At 66.4% G+C, this 14,908-nt stretch carries 12 protein-coding genes; 1 reads left to right on the top strand and 11 read right to left on the bottom strand.

Annotated features, from left to right (window positions below; translation table 11 throughout):
• Positions 1 to 17: 17 nt before the first annotated feature.
• The 3 genes from Q9293_RS17080 to dauA all read right to left on the bottom strand — a co-directional run bounded on the left by Q9293_RS17080 (position 18) and on the right by dauA (position 5,866).
• Positions 18 to 593, bottom strand: coding sequence for a hypothetical protein (locus tag Q9293_RS17080; protein WP_306248622.1), 576 nt, complete (start codon positions 591 to 593; stop codon positions 18 to 20).
• 12 nt (positions 594 to 605) lie between these two features.
• On the bottom strand, positions 606 to 3,734 hold the full coding sequence (locus Q9293_RS17075) for a M6 family metalloprotease domain-containing protein (RefSeq protein ID WP_306248620.1): 3,129 nt from the start codon (positions 3,732 to 3,734) through the stop codon (positions 606 to 608).
• Positions 3,735 to 3,994: 260 nt separating this feature from the next.
• On the bottom strand, positions 3,995 to 5,866 hold the full coding sequence (gene dauA / locus Q9293_RS17070; protein WP_306248618.1) for a C4-dicarboxylic acid transporter DauA: 1,872 nt from the start codon (positions 5,864 to 5,866) through the stop codon (positions 3,995 to 3,997).
• Positions 5,867 to 5,961: 95 nt separating this feature from the next.
• Here dauA and Q9293_RS17065 point away from each other — a divergent pair, with 95 nt between their 5' ends.
• Positions 5,962 to 7,701 (top strand): glycosyltransferase family 39 protein, encoded by a 1,740-nt coding sequence (locus Q9293_RS17065; RefSeq protein ID WP_306248615.1) that lies wholly within the window; start codon positions 5,962 to 5,964, stop codon positions 7,699 to 7,701.
• On the opposite strand, the gene Q9293_RS17060 is transcribed toward Q9293_RS17065, so the two are convergent.
• From Q9293_RS17060 to rplU, 8 genes are all read right to left on the bottom strand, one after another.
• Positions 7,667 to 9,307 (bottom strand): serine/threonine-protein kinase, encoded by a 1,641-nt coding sequence (locus Q9293_RS17060; RefSeq protein WP_306248613.1) that lies wholly within the window; start codon positions 9,305 to 9,307, stop codon positions 7,667 to 7,669. The genes Q9293_RS17065 and Q9293_RS17060 overlap by 35 nt on opposite strands.
• A 2-nt stretch (positions 9,308 to 9,309) precedes the next feature.
• Positions 9,310 to 10,710, bottom strand: coding sequence for an OmpP1/FadL family transporter (locus tag Q9293_RS17055; RefSeq protein WP_306248611.1), 1,401 nt, complete (start codon positions 10,708 to 10,710; stop codon positions 9,310 to 9,312).
• A 36-nt stretch (positions 10,711 to 10,746) separates the two neighbouring features.
• Positions 10,747 to 12,000, bottom strand: a complete 1,254-nt coding sequence (locus Q9293_RS17050; protein WP_306248609.1) for a Glu/Leu/Phe/Val dehydrogenase — start codon at positions 11,998 to 12,000, stop codon at positions 10,747 to 10,749.
• 12 nt (positions 12,001 to 12,012) lie between these two features.
• The gene (rsfS, locus tag Q9293_RS17045) at positions 12,013 to 12,387 is read right to left on the bottom strand and encodes a ribosome silencing factor (protein ID WP_306248607.1); all 375 of its coding nucleotides are present in this window, start codon (positions 12,385 to 12,387) and stop codon (positions 12,013 to 12,015) included.
• Between the two features lie 17 nt (positions 12,388 to 12,404).
• Positions 12,405 to 13,019, bottom strand: coding sequence for a nicotinate (nicotinamide) nucleotide adenylyltransferase (gene nadD, locus Q9293_RS17040; RefSeq protein ID WP_306248604.1), 615 nt, complete (start codon positions 13,017 to 13,019; stop codon positions 12,405 to 12,407).
• The gene (obgE, locus tag Q9293_RS17035) at positions 13,019 to 14,068 is read right to left on the bottom strand and encodes a GTPase ObgE (RefSeq protein WP_306248603.1); all 1,050 of its coding nucleotides are present in this window, start codon (positions 14,066 to 14,068) and stop codon (positions 13,019 to 13,021) included. Before obgE ends, nadD begins: the two co-directional genes overlap by 1 nt.
• 148 nt (positions 14,069 to 14,216) lie before the next feature.
• Positions 14,217 to 14,477 carry a 50S ribosomal protein L27 gene (rpmA, locus tag Q9293_RS17030; RefSeq protein ID WP_285576631.1) on the bottom strand — a complete coding sequence of 87 codons (261 nt, stop codon included), beginning with the start codon at positions 14,475 to 14,477 and terminating at the stop codon, positions 14,217 to 14,219.
• A gap of 79 nt (positions 14,478 to 14,556) precedes the next feature.
• On the bottom strand, positions 14,557 to 14,868 hold the full coding sequence (gene rplU, locus Q9293_RS17025) for a 50S ribosomal protein L21 (protein ID WP_306248600.1): 312 nt from the start codon (positions 14,866 to 14,868) through the stop codon (positions 14,557 to 14,559).
• Positions 14,869 to 14,908 lie beyond the last annotated feature (40 nt).

Below are 14,908 nucleotides of genomic sequence, written 5' to 3'. Positions count from 1 at the left end.
GGACGCGGATTCCGCGGTTATTGGGCGCTGATGGCGGAAGCCGTGATGAGGATGGGTGCTGTTTCGCCTGTGGGCAGGAGGAGGCGGCATTTCGCTGGGTCGGGGGTGATGGTGATGCTCGTGCCAGGCGTGGTGCCCGTCTGCAGCTCCACGGCCACCTGAAGCAGGGCCTTGTTCAGGGGCTTGGGAGTGGCCAACCCCTTTTCGGCCACCGCGGCACTCAGAGTGGCTCCGCTGAGCGTGGCTTTCAGGATGGGGGTTCCGCTGCCCAGATCGAAGGCGGTGCCGTTGCCGACGTAGGTGCCAGCGGCATCCGTGGCTTTGATGTTGCGCCAGGTGCCGGCAGTGCCACCAAGGGTGAAGGCCACAGAGACGCCACAGCCGGTGTCCGTGGCCGGGCCCCACAGTTCCAGTACCAGATGGGTGGGTGAGCTGAGGGCGGCGTTCTGGCGAAGCTGGTAAGCCCCAGTGGTGGGGTCGGTGTAGGTCAGCCGGGTGGCGGTGGTGGGGCCAGCGGGGGTGGAACCACCACCGCCGCCGCAGGCGAGCAGGCTTCCCAGACATAGGGCAAGAGTGAGGATGCGTGGATTCATGGAAGCCTCGGCCTATTTGATCTGGTTCAACAGAGCAGCGAGATCGGTGTTGTCGACCGTACCGGTGCCCTTGAAGTTGGCGGGACTGCCCGTGCCCTTGCCCCATTCCGCGGCGAATCCCAGCAGATCCATAGGATTCAGGAGCCCATCGGCCACCAGGTCCATGCCCTTCACGGTGAGGGTGGCGGTGACCTTCCTGGAAGCATCCTGCTTGTCCGTGGCGGTGAGGGTGTACGTTCCGGTGGTGAGCGGCGCGGAGGTGGGCACCGTGACCGTGGTGCTGAGGCCGCTGTCCACCTTGGTGGCGAGGCCGGTCAGGGTCCAGGTGACGCCTCCGCCCAGGTCGCCGCTGCAGGTGAAGGTTGCGGAACCGCCAGACAGCAGGGTGGCCATCGTGTGATCGAGGGCCAGACCAATGACGATGACGGTGACGGTGGCGACGCTGGTGGGAGAGACGGTGCTGGTGGCCGTGAGGTGGTAGGTGCCGGGAACGGCGGAGGACCAGGTGGCCGAGGCTCCGGGGGTGCCGGTCCAGGTGCCGCCATCCTTGATCCAGGTGACGGTCTTGTCCGTGAGGAGGGAGACGCTGGAGGTGCAGGTCACCGGCGTGCCCATCGTGACCGTGGTGGCGCTGGGCACAAGGCCCACCACCACGCTGGAGGGACTGACCAGCTGCAGGCTGGCAGAACCAGGGAAATTGGGCGTCTGCACCGGTGTGGCTGTGATGATGTAACTGTCGGCCGTGGCACCGCCTGTGAGGGTGGTGGCCGAGCCGGAGGCCGTGGTCGCGGGGGTGAAGGTGCCCCCACCCGTGGTGATGCCCCAGGTCACCTGGTTGCTTGAGCTGCCGTTGGAAACCGTGGCGGAGAAGGGCACCGCACCGCCGGTGATGGTGGCGTAGTTGGCCGGAGTGACAGTTGCGGCAGCGATGGTTGAACCGCTCCACTGCACGTTGTCAACCCAAGCCCCGTCGCCTGTCGGGGCCGAGGCTTCGTCTTTGGCGTAGGTCCAGCGGGCCACGTGCGTTCCGGCGGGAATGCTGGCGTTCACAGTGGCGAAGGCTGTGGTTCCGCTGATCTTTCCCGGCTGCTCGACGCCATCGAGGCTGAAGGTGAGGAAGTCATAGCCAGCTTCCGACAACACCTTCCAGTCGAAAGTCAGGGTGCCGGGACCGACCAGCTTCGCTTGCAGGTAGGTCTTGCTGGAATCGGTGATGACGGCGCTGCGGGCCGAGCTGAGACCCGCTGAGTAGGCCGTTGGATCCACGGTCCAGGGGCCTAGGGTTTTGAAGAGGAGGTTGGTGTTGTCCAGCACGCTGCCATCGAAGGTCGGCAGGGCGATGGCGGGGCCAACGCAATCTCCCGAGTAGGCGGAAGCAAGCCCCCCGCCATTGAGGGCGGCGACGCGCCCGTAAAGCAGGGTGCCATCCCTCCATCCCAAATCTTTGACGGTGTAGGTGAGGACGTTGCCGACCAAGGCATCGAAGACATCGTTGCCACCGGGGGTGGTGCCCACCTGCAGGCGGTAGCTGACTATTCCGGAATCGGCGTCCGCTGCGCTGCCGACGGTCCAAGTGTAGGTGAGGGTATCCAGGGTCGCAGTGGCGGTGGGGGTGGAGGGGCTGCCGGTGGGCGGGGTGGTGTCTGCTGGAATTTGGAACACGTCCAGGGTCATGCTCGGGCCGGCGGCGGAAATGTTACGGATGCCCATCCTGGTGAAGGTTCCATCGTAGCGGTTGCTGTTTGGCAGACTTCCGGGCCCGAATTGCTTTCCTGCGATCCAGTAGTCCCCGGCATTGGCCTGAGAGCCCAGGGTTTCAATCTCTTCGAGGCCATCGGCCTCCATGAGCCGGAGCAGCTTATGCGCTGTGTACGAATTGTCGTAGAGGTAGTTGGCATTGCCCGTGGCCGGATCCAGCCGAGAATCCACATGCCAGATCAGGAGGCCGTCCGCCGGATAGGTTGTGTCGTTTCCCACCCGCTGGCGGTTCTGGACCATGAAGTATTCGCCGAAGGTGCCGCCCGGGTTGGTGTCCATGAGGATGAAGGAGCTGTTGTCTTTGTGGTCGCCGGAGGAGAGAAGGCTCTGCCCGGTGACCGAACTGGTGATGACCGCAGGGGTGGTCCAGTCCAGCAGGAACTTGCTGAAGCAGTTGTGGTCGCCCCAGTTGCCATCCATCATGTCGAGCCGCCCGAGGCCGCCCCTGGGGCCCACGGTGGCGTCGTAGTCGTAGTAGTCAGGAAGGCCCAGGGCGTGCCCCGTTTCGTGGATCAGCACCTTGGGGTCGAAGGCCGGGGCGTTCCGGGTGGGGTAGTCCTTGTTGGAGACCCACTGCCACACGTACTTGCCCAGGGTCCTGCCGTTCAGCGTCAGGGGCGTGGTGCTGTTGCTCCAGTTGGTCTGGTAGGCCCACCAGAAATTGGACCAGCCGGTATCAGGGCCGGTCCACAGCACGGCGAAGTAGTCGATCTTGCCGGAGGCGTTGTTGTCGTATTGGCTGAAATCATGCCCCGCAGCCGACTGTGCCAGCAGGGCCTCCTTGATGAGGGCCTGGCGCTGGGCGGTGGTGGGGGAGGTGCCCATGCTGGCCCGGGTGTAGGCCGGGCGGTAGTAGCCCAGGACATTGCCCGAGATGGTCAGCTGCCCGTAGGACGAGCGGTAGTAGTAGCTCTTGAGGCTTTCGTAAGGAGCCGCCTGCACGCCGTCCCCATCACCGAAGGCCCTTGCCGCGACGGCAGACAGGGTGTTCACAGGATCTGCCGGATAATCCGAAAAATCGATCATCAGAATGAACATCTTCGGCGAACCCTTGGTGGGCAACCCTCTCCAGGCGGATGGAGGCGTCGGTGTGACCGCGCTGGCCGGGAGGTTCACCCCATGGACCCTGGCCAGTTCCTGAACTCGGCGCTGGGCATCCTGAAGCAGCTGTGGATCGGCCTTGTGGTTGCCGATTTCCTTGGCGAACGCGATGCGCTGCGGCAGGGTGCCGTCTTCCCGATAGCGCTTGAGCATGGCCGCAGTGGGCGGCGGCATGGCCGCGACGCGCTGGGCACCCAGGCCGAGCAGCAGGAGCGCCGCCACTCCGCGTTTCAGGAGTGCCAGTGAGTCGGAAAGAAGAGATGGTCCGCGATGGAGCTGCATGGGCTGGATCTCCAGGAGCAGGCGAAGCGCGTCGGAGCCGTGGAGGTGCGCCCCGGGTGAATGTCGGAGAAGGGTCGCCAAGTGCCGAGCCAATCTTTCACGGCCCGAGGTAAGGCAATCCCGCTTCGCCAGGAGGTCATTCGAGGAAAGGCCGGCGGATGACTCCAGCCTCTCTCTGTTGGTAAGAGCTGAACCATTGGAGCTTCGGGTCACGGAATATTCAACATCCTTGTGATCCTCGGCACGAACCGGCCTCAACCTTAGGAGTCCGAAGGGGGCGGGGCTGCAGCCCGTGTCTTCTCCCGGTGGAGCACCTGGAAGCGGATGGGCCCCAGATTCCGGCGTCGATAGGTGTGCAGCCGGGCGTTCATCACCTTGAAGGCATCCACCATGGTGGCGCAGAAGGCCACTTCGCCCTCTTTGTTCTGGAGGCCACCGCGCTCAAAGACCTCGCGAGCCTGGCCGTGCAGGCCCACGAAGATGGCCTTGATGCGCTGCCGCTCCATTTCGCGGAGGACGCCCTCCATGGCGACCAGACCACTTACGTCCGCGCTGGGCACCTGTTCCATGCGGAAGATGATGACGCGCACCTCCGCGCCGATGGCCCGCATGGCATTCAGCGCGCGCTCCGCGGCGCCGAAGAACAGGGGCCCCGACAGATCGTAGATGACCACACCTTCTGGGAGGGGCCCCGGCAGGGCCCGGTGATCGGGGTGGGTCACGTGGCCTTCGGAGACATGCGCCATGCGCCGCATGAATAGCAGTGAGGCCAGCACGATGCCCACAGTAACGGCGATGACCATGTCGAAGACCACCGTGAGGAGAAAGCAGGTGAGCAGTACCGCCACATCACTTTTGGGGGCCACCCGCACCGTGTGGAAGAAATGCTCGGCCTCGGACATGTTCCACGCCACCAGCAGCAGCAGGGCCGCCAGGCTGGCCATGGGCAGGAAACGGATGAGCGGCGCCAGGATCAGGATGGCCAGCAGGATGGTCAGGGCGTGGGTCATGGCCGCAAAGGGCGTGCGGCCACCGAAGCGGAAATTGGTGGCGGTGCGGGCGATGGCCCCCGTGGCGGCGATGCCGCCGAAGAAGGGGGCCACCACATTGCCCACGCCCATGGCCAGCAGCTCGGCATCGGGATCATGCCGGGTGCGGGCCATGCCATCGGCCACCACGGCCGAGAGCAGCGATTCGATGGCGCCCAGCATGGCTACGGCGAAGGCGCTGGGCAGCAGCATGCGGACGGTGCCGAGGCTCAGGCCCATCCACTGGCCATCCAGCCCGGGCACCCGCCAGGGCCACTGGAAGGAGGGCAGCACCTGCGGAATGCCCGCCACCACCTTTCCGTTCACCACGGTGTGAAAACGGGTGCCGATGGTATCCACGGTAAACCCTGGAACCCAACGCCCCAGGGCCCAGGCCAGCAAAGCCATCAGAGGCAAGGCCAGGAGTGGCGGGGGGATCTTGCGGAGCCATTTGGGCAGCCGGGCCAGGCGGCGCTTCGGCAGGCGGGGGGCCAGCAGGATGGCCAGGGTGGTCAGGCCAATGAGCAGTTCCCAGGGCGAGGCGGTGTGGGCGGCACGGCCCATGGCCGCCAGCCGTTCCATGAAGTGGTCGGGGGTGTGCTCCAGCTTCAGGCCGAAGAGGTCTTTGATTTGCAGGAGGGCGATGACCGTGGCGATGCCTGAGGTGAAGCCCGTGGTCACCGGAAAGGGGATGTATTCGATGAGCTTGCCCATGCGGAGCAGGCCCATGCCGATGAGCATCAGCCCCGCCAGCAGGCCCGACATGAGCAGCCCTGACATGCCGAACTTCACGTAGAGCGGCGCCAGCACCACGATGAAGGCTGCGGTGGGCCCGGCCACCTGAACGCGCGAGCCGCCCAGCAGCGCTGTGAGGAAGCCCGCGATGATGGCCGTATAGAGCCCTTGCTGGGGTGGCACACCCACGGCGATGGCCAGGGCCATCGCCAGGGGCAGGGCCACGATGCCCACCAGGAAACCGGCGGACAGATCCCGCTTGAACTGCCGTCCGCTGTAGCCCTCCGCCCACACCGCCCGCAACGCCGCCGCCGGCAGGGCGCGGAGGGGAACGGTGGAGGAGGGATCCTGAAAACGCGTGCGGGCCAAAGCGACTCCTTGGGCCACTCCTGGGGCAGGATGTCCGGGGGAGGGTCCATGGTAGCTCCCAAGCGGTCGCGCGCTCCGGGATAGACTGGATCTCCATGCTGAAAATACCTTTCCAGGCCCACATGACGGAGACCCTCAAGGTGAGCGGTCGGCGCATCCTGGGCTGGCGAACCTTGCTCTGGACCTTCCTGGCGGCCCTGCTGCTCTTCGGGCTGGGCCTCCACAACCACGAGCTGTGGGATTACCACGAGCCCTATGTGGCAGGCATCATCCGTGAGATGGCCAGCAGTGGCGATTGGATCGTGCCCACCCTGAACGGCCAGCCCTTCCTTGAAAAGCCGCCTCTTTTCTACGCCCTGGGCGCGCTGGTGTGCCGGGCCACGGGCAGCTTCGAGCCCTGGGCCCTGCGCTTGCCCTCGGCCCTGCTGAGCCTGGCGACCGTGGCCTGGATCAGCTTCCTGGGCTGGCGCCTCAGTTCTGCCCGCGCCGGTGGCTGGGCGGGCTTCATGGTGGCCACGGGCGTGCTGTTCTTCCAGGTGGGCCACATGGCCATCGTGGACATGGCCCTCACGGCCGCCGTGAGTTTCAGCCTGGGCCTGGCCTTCCTCTCCCTGGTGGAACCGGCCTACCGAGCCCGCTGGGTGCCCTGGTTCTGGGCCAGTCTGGGTTTCGCCTTCCTCGTCAAAGGGCCCGTGGGGCCGGTGCTGGTGGCCCTCCCCCTGGTGATCACCCTGCTGGTGGAGCGGAATCCCATTCTGCTGCGCGCCTTCCTGCGGCCCAACTGGGGCATGGCCGCGGCGGTGGGTCTGGCGCTGGGGTGGGTGGTTCCATTGGCACTGCGGGGAGGACGGGAATTCCTGGTGGAAGTCTTCCTGCGCAACACCGTGGGCCGCTTCCTGGCGGATCCCAACCTGGTGCCCCGCACCGGGCGGTTGGGCGAGCATGTGGAGCCCTTCCTGTTCTACGTGCAGCGGGTTCCCGGCAACCTCCTGCCCTGGCTGGCCATCTGGGGTGCGGCGCTCTGGTCGGCGTTCCCCCGGCATCGGCGCCACCACCTCTCCCCCCGTACCTATTTCCTGCCACTTTCCTTTGGCCTGATTCTCCTGCTGCTCTCCTTTTCCGCGGAGAAGCGCATGGTCTACATCCTGCCCATCTTCCCCATCACCTATCTGCACGCGGCGCTCTGGCTGGATGGGCGCGTGCCCCGGGCCAAGCGCCGGGTGGACCGCACCCTCATGGCCGTGCTGGCGCTCACCTTCTTCTTCGTGGGCATCCTCGGTGTCGGCTTCCCCTGGGTGGTGATGGACCGGGCGAACCTGCACTGGTCGGCGGCCCTGGCCATGTCAATGGCCTCGCTGGCGCTCAGCGTGATTTCGCTGCGTCTGCTGTGGCGCCGCGACTTTCCGGGCGCCCTGGATCTGGGCATGACCCAGTGGGCGGGGTTCCTCATCATTTTCCTGATTTTTGCGGTACCCCAATGGGACAAGGAAATCTGGCGCCCCTTGGCGGACCCCTACGCGGTGGCCCAGCGGATGGAGAAGGCAGGCGTCCGGGTGGTGGCGGGCCGCTTGTCGGAAACCCAGATGGGTTTCGCCAGCCTGCGCCTGCGCCACCATCTGCCGCCCCTGGACGAGGTTCAGTCCCTGGCTGCGGCGCTGGCTGCGGACCAGCCTGTTCTGGCGCTGGTGGAGCCCGGCTGGTGGGAAGCCAATCCCGACTTGCATTCGGCGGGTACGGTGATGCCTTCGGCGGCCACGGCCCTGCGGCCCTCGATGCGCCAGCGGGCCCCTCTGATGGTGGTCAACCCAGCGGCGCTTCAGAGGATGTCGCGCTAAGCCCTTCGGCCACTTCTGCAAGAACGCGGAGGACCTCGCTGTCCTCAGGCCGCTGATCGGGTTCCTTGTCGAGGAGGCGCAGCACCAGCCGATCGAGTAGCGGTGGAACCCCGGGGCGATGCAGGGATGGGCGCGGGGGTGGCTCGGTGCGATGGCGGTGGAGGATCTCGAAGGGCGTCTCCCCCACGAAAGGGGGCTCGCCGGTGAGCATGTGGAAGAGAATGACGCCCAGGCTGTACCGATCCGCGGCGGGACCCACGTGGGTTTTCAGCTGGGCCTCTGGCGCTGCGTAGAGTGGCGTTCCGAGGAAAGCGTAGGTGGAAGTGACCGTGGCTGCGTCCATCACGCGGGCAATGCCAAGGTCCATGACCTTGGGCCCCTGCTCCGTCAGCATGATATTGCCGGGCTTGAGGTCGCGGTGCACCACGCCATGGGTGTGGGCGTGGGTCATGGCTTCGGCCACGGCTTGAGCGATGGCGACACACTCCGCCAGTGGCAGCGCGCCCTCCCGGCCCAGTCGCTCGTCGAGGCCCTGGCCGCGCAGGTATTCCATGGCCAGGTAGGGGCGTGCGTTCTCCTGGCCGGGATCGAGAATGCGCACCAGGTGAGGATGATTCAGGAGGGCGCCCAGCTCGGCCTCCTGGTGGAATCGGGCCCGGAATTCTGGATCATCAGAGCGGTGCAGATGGGGCACCTTCAGGGCGACTTCCTGCCCACTGCGTTCGTGATGGGCCAGAAAGGTGTCGGCGAACCCGCCCCGGCCCAGCAGGCGCTCGATGCGGTATGGGCCCACAGCGGCGGGCAGCCCGCCGGGTGCATAAGCCGGGGTCCTGGGGCCGGATTGGCGCAGACGCACCTTGCGCGCCGAGCGTCGAGCCCAGACCCAGGCAAGGGCCAGGACAGCGGCGGCCCCCAGCCCTGCAGGAAGCCAAGGCAGGGGTCGGGGAGTCTCGGACGGTGGGGCCTGATAGACCGGTGGAGGCGGAGCCACAGCGTCTGGAACCGGTGGAGGCGGAGCCACAGCGTCTGGAAGCTGCGTGGGGGCTGGAGGCGGAGTGATACGGGGCGGCTCGGCTGAACCCTCGGAGGGCTGAAGAGGGCGTTCCGGCGCAGGTTGGCGTGTGGGTTCCTTCGGTGGCTCCGGGAGGGCATCCTTCGGGGTGGTGCTGGGTGGCGGGGTCGTGGATCCGACATGAGGCGAGGGAGGTGTCGTCTCCCGTTCGGGGGAGGAGGCCTGCGGGGATGGCTGGGCGGGAGCCGTGCGCAGGCGCTGATCGCGGATGCGCCGGGCCACGGCCTCGCGCTCCGCGAAGGGCTCGGCTTGGGCCAAACGCAGCTCTGCCTCGGCGCCGGCGGGATCGCCGAGTTCCAACAGGCAGCGGGCGATACGGGTGCGGGGGTAATAGCCCAGCAGCAGGTTGTTGCCATAGATGACAACCCGGGCCGCCGCCGTCGGCCGGAGCTCCCGGGCACGCCGATAGGCGGCCAGGGCCTCGGCCCAGTGTCCGCTGCGTTCGGCATCAAGGCCATCCTGCCAGGCCGCGTGGAAGGTGGGCTGCTGCTGGGCCAGAAGGGGCGCGGCCAGAAGGAGGGCGGTACGCCGCACGGTCAGTCGCCGACGAAGAGGTAGCGCAGGGCGCGGTCCACGGGCTGGCGGTCGAACTTGTAGATGAAGGACACATCCACCCGGTGCTCCTGGATGCGCTCGATGCCCACGGAGGTGGGCGGAGTCTTGGACAGAAGCTGGTCCACTTCCAGGAATTGGGAGGCCCGGCGCTTGGCCCAGCCATAGCGGTAGGCGATGTCCACGCCTGTGTTGCCCCGCTTGAAGCCACTGCCCAGGGCCGCACGGTAGATCACCCGCTGTTCGCCGGTGAGGCCGTCCACCAGGGGCTGGGGCTCCCGGCTAAGGCCCGCACGCAGGGGAATGATCGAATCGTTTCGGGTCAGCCAAAGGTATTCCACGCCCAGGTGGGCCGTGGTGGTGTTGGGGGTGCGGGTGCCGCGCTCGAAATCGAAGAAACTGCGCCCGTTGAGGGTCGGCGAAGGGGACATGTAGCGGGCCGTGGACCACAGCGTTTGCATGGCGTCTGCCGTGATGAGCCACTGTTCCTTGGGGCGGTAAGCCCAACCCAAGCCGGTGCCCGCAGGCCAGTGCAGGCCGGTCTGAACCCAGGGGCTGGTAAGGCCCAGGGCGGTGAGATCGGAAGCCACCTCGGTGGCAAAGCTGTAGTCGGCATGGAAGCCCGTGTGGCGCACCAGGCCCAGGCTCCAGGTGGGCCAGCGCCAGATAAGCCCCAGGTTGAAGTTGTCGCCTTCCAGCGTGTTGGACTGATGGAAGCTCACCGCGGTGCTGCGGGACGAGGCGGTCCGGCGGCTGAAGGAGCTGATTTCCCAACTTCCCCGCCAGTGGTTGTAGCCAGCTCCGATGAGAAGGCGCTGGGACACCTCGTAGGCTGCGGCCAGGGAGTAACGGTCAATCTGGCCGGACTGGCTGATGTTCTGCTGCAACTGGCTGGCCACGCCGCTGCCTGGGGTCACCGGGTCTTCGTGGAGGATGCGGCTGTCATGCTCGCCGAGGGCGAAGACCCGCTGGATGGACAGCTGCAGGACCAGATTGCGGCCTCCGAGGCGCACGGGCGCCGTGGCCGAGGCGAAGAGAGGGTCAAAGCGGGTGCTGCTGGCGAGGGCGTCGCTCACGGCCAGCACTCGGCGACGTCCGGTGGTCTCAAAGTCCTCATAGCCGACCCGGCGCTGGAGCCCCCGGCCCACCAGGCTCACTTCCGGAGCGAGCAGCTGCGCCAGTCCGGCGGGGTTGAAGGACACGGCAGTGGCGTCATCGGCCACGGCGATGAAGGCTCCCCCCAAACCCATGGCCCGAGCCCCGGCGCCTTCGGTGGTGAAGGCACTGCGGGACTGCTCGGAGATGAGCATTCCGATGGGCGTCTGGGCTGACAAGGCGCCCGCAAGGATGAGTGCCGGAACAAGCCGGCGGGGGATGGACGCCATGGAGGGACCGCTGCGGTTGGGTAAGAGGGATCGGCCTCAGGCGTAGAAGCCGCGGTACCGCATGGCCTGGGCCACGCGGTCCAGGGCCAGGATGTAGGCGCCGATGCGAGGGTTGGTTTTGTACTTGTCGGTGGTGGCGAAGGTGGCTTGGAAAGCGTGGGTCATGTAATCCACCAGCCGCTCGTTGATCTCGCGCTCACGCCAGTAGAAGCCCTGCCGGTTCTGCACCCACTCGAAGTAGCTGACGGTGACGCCGCCGGCGTTGGCGAGGATGTCGGGCACCACGAGGACGCCATGCTCCAGGAGGATGGGATCGGCTTCGGGCGTGGTGGGGCCGTTGGCGCCCTCCACGATGATCTTGGCCCGCACCTGGGCGGCATTGTGTTCGGTGATCTGGTTTTCGGTGGCGGCGGGCACCAGGATGTCGACGGCATGCGTCAGGAGGCTGGCGGGCTCCATCGGCTCGGAGCCCTTGAAGCCGGTGACGGTCTTGGCCTCTGCGGCGTGCTTCATCAGCGCATGGATATCGAGGCCGCGGTCATTCTTGATGGCGCCCTTGAGATCGCTGACGGCCACCACGCGGGCGCCCGCTTCGTGCAGCAGGCGTGCAGCCTGGCCACCCACGTTACCGAAACCCTGGATGGCCACGGTGGCACCGGCAAGCGGCTTGCCCAGGCGCTGCATGGCTTCCCGGGCCGTGATGAGCACGCCACGGCCCGTGGCCTCCGTCCGGCCCAAGCTACCGCCCAGGCCCAGAGGTTTGCCCGTGACCACGGCGTTCTCGGTGCGGCGCACATGCATGGAGTAGGTATCGAGCACCCAGGCCATGGTCTGCGCATCCGTGCCCATGTCGGGCGCGGGCACATCCCGGTCGGGGCCGATGATGTCCATGATCTCGGCGACATAGCGGCGAGTGAGGCGTTCCTTCTCGCCCAGGCTCAGGCGGTTGGGATCGCAGACGATGCCGCCCTTGCCGCCACCGAAGGGCACGTCCACCACCGCTGTTTTCCAGGTCATCCAGGCCGCCAGGGCCTTGATCTCATCCAGGCTGACGTTCAGGTCGTAGCGGATGCCGCCTTTCGCGGGGCCGCGCGCGGTGCTGTGCTGCACGCGGTAGCCGGTGAAGACCTCCCACTGGCCGTTGTCCATGAGTACCGGCAGGCTCACGATCATGGAGCGGTTGGTGGCCATGAAGACCTTGAACAGCGCGTCGTCCAGGCCATAAAGCTGGGCCGCCACGCGGAGGCGGGCCTGCATCGCTTCATAGGGATTGATCAAGGTGGCGGACATGGAGGTCTTCTCCTACGGGCGGGCGTCGAGGGCCGGATGGGTCTCTTCGGGCAGTTCCAGTTCGCGGCCGGCGCTCCACAACCCTTCGAGGTTGTAGTGGCGGCGGGTTTCTTCGTCCATCACGTGAATGACCAGGTTGCCGTAATCCAGCAGAACCCAGTTGCCGTTCATCTCACCTTCACGGGAGATGGGGCGCTCGCCGACCAGCTTCAAACCATCTTCCACCGCCTCGGCGATGGCGCGGTTCTGGCGGTCGCTGCCACCGCTCATGAAGGCCAGCGTGTCGGTGAAGCTGGCAATGCCGGTCACGTCCACGAGTCGGATGCGGAAGGCTTTCTTGGACCGGGCGGCGTCGACGACGGTCGCGAGCCGGGAATCAAGGGTCATGCGGGCTCCAGAGCAGGCTAACGATACAGGTTTTCGGTGCGAATGGTACGGAGAACTTGAGGGGGCAACCCAGCCGGGGCCTCCTCTGGAAGCGCCTGGAGGCGGGACCGCAGGTCGGTGGAGGCCAGATCCAGCTCCGTGGCCGGGAGGGCCACCAGTTCTCCTGGGCTGCCGCTCCAGGTCGGCCGGGCCTGCAGGCCTGGAACCATGGGGACATCGAAGGGCGCGCCGGGGCGCAGCGCCACCGCAGCAGACGCCAGCTGGAAGATCCGCTCAGGGCGCCGCCAGGCGGGCAGGCCGGGCAGTTGGTCGCTGCCCATGACGAGGATCCAGGATTGGCCAGGCTCCCGTTCCACCAAGGTCTCCAGTGTGTCCACGGTGTAACTGGTGCCACCGCGCTGGATTTCCAACGGTTCCACTCGGCAGCGCGGATCCAGGCCGAGCAGGGCCTCCGCCAGCAGGCGCAGGCGCGCCTCGGGACCAGGTCCGCCGGGATCGGGCTTGTGCGGGCTCAGGGCCGTGGGCACGAAGCGGAGTTCGTCCAGGGCCAGGTGCTCCAGGGCCAGATGGGCAAGTCGGAGATGACCCTCGTGCGGGGGGTTGAAGGCGCCACCGAGAAGGCCGATGCGCACTACCAGCCCTCGCCCTTGGGAGCGGCGGCCTTGAGGCCGGCCTCCACCTTGAGGGCATCATTCACGGCGAAAGCCAGTTCCCGAAGTCCCTCGCCGGTGACGCCGGAGATGAAGATGGGCGTCTGCCCACGCTCCGCGCAAAGGGCCTCGAAGGCCAGTCGTCTGGAGTCATCCTGCAGCGCGTCCAGCTTGGTGCCCACCAGCCAGCGGGGCTTGGCGGCCAAGACGGGGCTGAAGGCCTGCACCTCGCCCTCGATGATGCGGATGGCATCGGCGGGCTCTTCCACGGGATCAGAGAGATCCACCAGCTGCAGCAGCATGCGGGTGCGCTCCACATGGCGGAGGAACTGGATGCCCAGGCCCGCGCCGGAGGCGGCGCCTTCGATGAGGCCGGGGATGTCGGCAATGACCCAGCTGTCCAGCAGGTCGCCGCCGAAACGGTCGAGGCTGACCACGCCGAGCTGGGGCTCCAGGGTGGTGAAGGGGTAGTTGGCGATCTTGGGCCGGGCGGCGCTGAGGCGGCTCACCAAGGTGCTCTTGCCTGCATTGGGGAAACCCACCAGGCCCACGTCGGCGATGAGTTTCAGCTCCAGGTCGAGGACGCGGGCCTCGCCCTCCTCGCCGGGCTGGTGGTGGCGCGGCGTGCGGTTGGTGGAGCTCTTGAAATTGGTGTTGCCCAGCCCGCCGCGACCACCGCGGGCCACGCAGACTTCCTCTCCGGGGGCCAGCAGCTCAGCCAGCACCTCGCCGGTTTCCGCATCCTTCACGACGGTACCGAGTGGCACTTCGAGGAGGATGTCGGCGCCGTCACTGCCGTGGCGCATGCAGCCCTCGCCCTGGCGCCCGCGTTCGGCGGTGAACTCGCGCTTCTGGCGGAAGGGGTTGAGGGTGTTCAGGGCCTTGTTGGCCCGCAGGCTGATGGAACCGCCCTTGCCGCCGTCGCCGCCATCGGGCCCGCCCTCGGGGGCGAACTTCTCGCGGCGGAAGCTCATGGCGCCCGAACCGCCGTGACCGGCAGTGACGCGGAGCTGGACTTGGTCAAGGAACATGGGGGTCCGTTCTGGAAAAGATGCACCACGGAGGCACGGAGATCACTGAGGAAAACACGGAGAAAAACACGGAGGCTCTCTCCAGTGCTTCCTCCGTGTTCTTTTCTCCGTGCGCTCAGTGTCTCCGTGGTTAGGAGGCTGTGGCGCCCTATCCCTCGATGGGATCGATGTGGATGAAGCGGCCGCTCTGGCCCTTGTCCTGGAAGCGCACCTTGCCGTCGATGAGGGCGAACAGGGTGTGATCCTTGCCCATGCCGACATTGATGCCGGCCTTGAACTTGGTGCCGCGCTGGCGGACGAGGATGGAGCCGCCGGTGACCTGCTCACCGCCGAACTCCTTCACGCCGAGGCGCTGGGAATGGGAATCGCGACCGTTGCGGCTGGAACCTACACCTTTTTTGTGAGCCATGGAATTACCTCTTCAGCTTGGATTTCGAATGGGTCAGAAGAACGACGTTCGCAACTAGCTTTTCGCTTTCGGCGAAAAGCTAGGCCTTGATGGCCTTGATGCGGACCTCGGTGTAGTTCTGGCGATGGCCCTGGGTGCGCTGGTAGGTGGTGGTGCGCTTCTTCTTGAAGATGATCACCTTCTTGGCGCGGTCATGGGTGATGACTTCGGCCTCGACCTTGGCGCCGGCCACGACGGGCTTGCCCACCTTCAGGTCGCCGTTGTTGTCGATGAGGAGCACCTGATCGAAGGTCACGGCCTGCTTGGGGTTCTGCTCCAGCGTCTCCACGCGGATGACATCGCCTTCCGAGACGCGGTACTGCTTTCCGCCGGTCTTGATGATTGCGTACATGAAAACCTCTTTGGTTGGGGCACATGGGCGGCATTCCATC

Origin of the sequence: Geothrix sp. PMB-07, from assembly GCF_030758935.1 — a bacterium.
Taxonomy (GTDB): Bacteria; Acidobacteriota; Holophagae; order Holophagales; family Holophagaceae; genus Geothrix.
The sequence above is the reverse complement of the archived record's forward strand: the minus strand, read 5'-3'. Positions and strand labels throughout refer to the sequence as shown.

Bases quoted from the DNA above. Each gene is read 5' to 3' on its own strand.
- Q9293_RS17080 (WP_306248622.1), bottom strand. From the start codon at position 593: ATGAATCCACGCATCCTCACTCTTGCCCTATGTCTGGGAAGCCTGCTC.
- Q9293_RS17075 (WP_306248620.1), bottom strand. From the start codon at position 3,734: ATGCAGCTCCATCGCGGACCATCTCTTCTTTCCGACTCACTGGCACTC.
- Q9293_RS17065 (WP_306248615.1), top strand. From the start codon at position 5,962: ATGCTGAAAATACCTTTCCAGGCCCACATGACGGAGACCCTCAAGGTG.
- Q9293_RS17055 (WP_306248611.1), bottom strand. From the start codon at position 10,710: ATGGCGTCCATCCCCCGCCGGCTTGTTCCGGCACTCATCCTTGCGGGC.
- Q9293_RS17050 (WP_306248609.1), bottom strand. From the start codon at position 12,000: ATGTCCGCCACCTTGATCAATCCCTATGAAGCGATGCAGGCCCGCCTC.
- rsfS (WP_306248607.1), bottom strand. From the start codon at position 12,387: ATGACCCTTGATTCCCGGCTCGCGACCGTCGTCGACGCCGCCCGGTCC.
- obgE (WP_306248603.1), bottom strand. From the start codon at position 14,068: ATGTTCCTTGACCAAGTCCAGCTCCGCGTCACTGCCGGTCACGGCGGT.
- rpmA (WP_285576631.1), bottom strand. From the start codon at position 14,477: ATGGCTCACAAAAAAGGTGTAGGTTCCAGCCGCAACGGTCGCGATTCC.
- rplU (WP_306248600.1), bottom strand. From the start codon at position 14,868: ATGTACGCAATCATCAAGACCGGCGGAAAGCAGTACCGCGTCTCGGAA.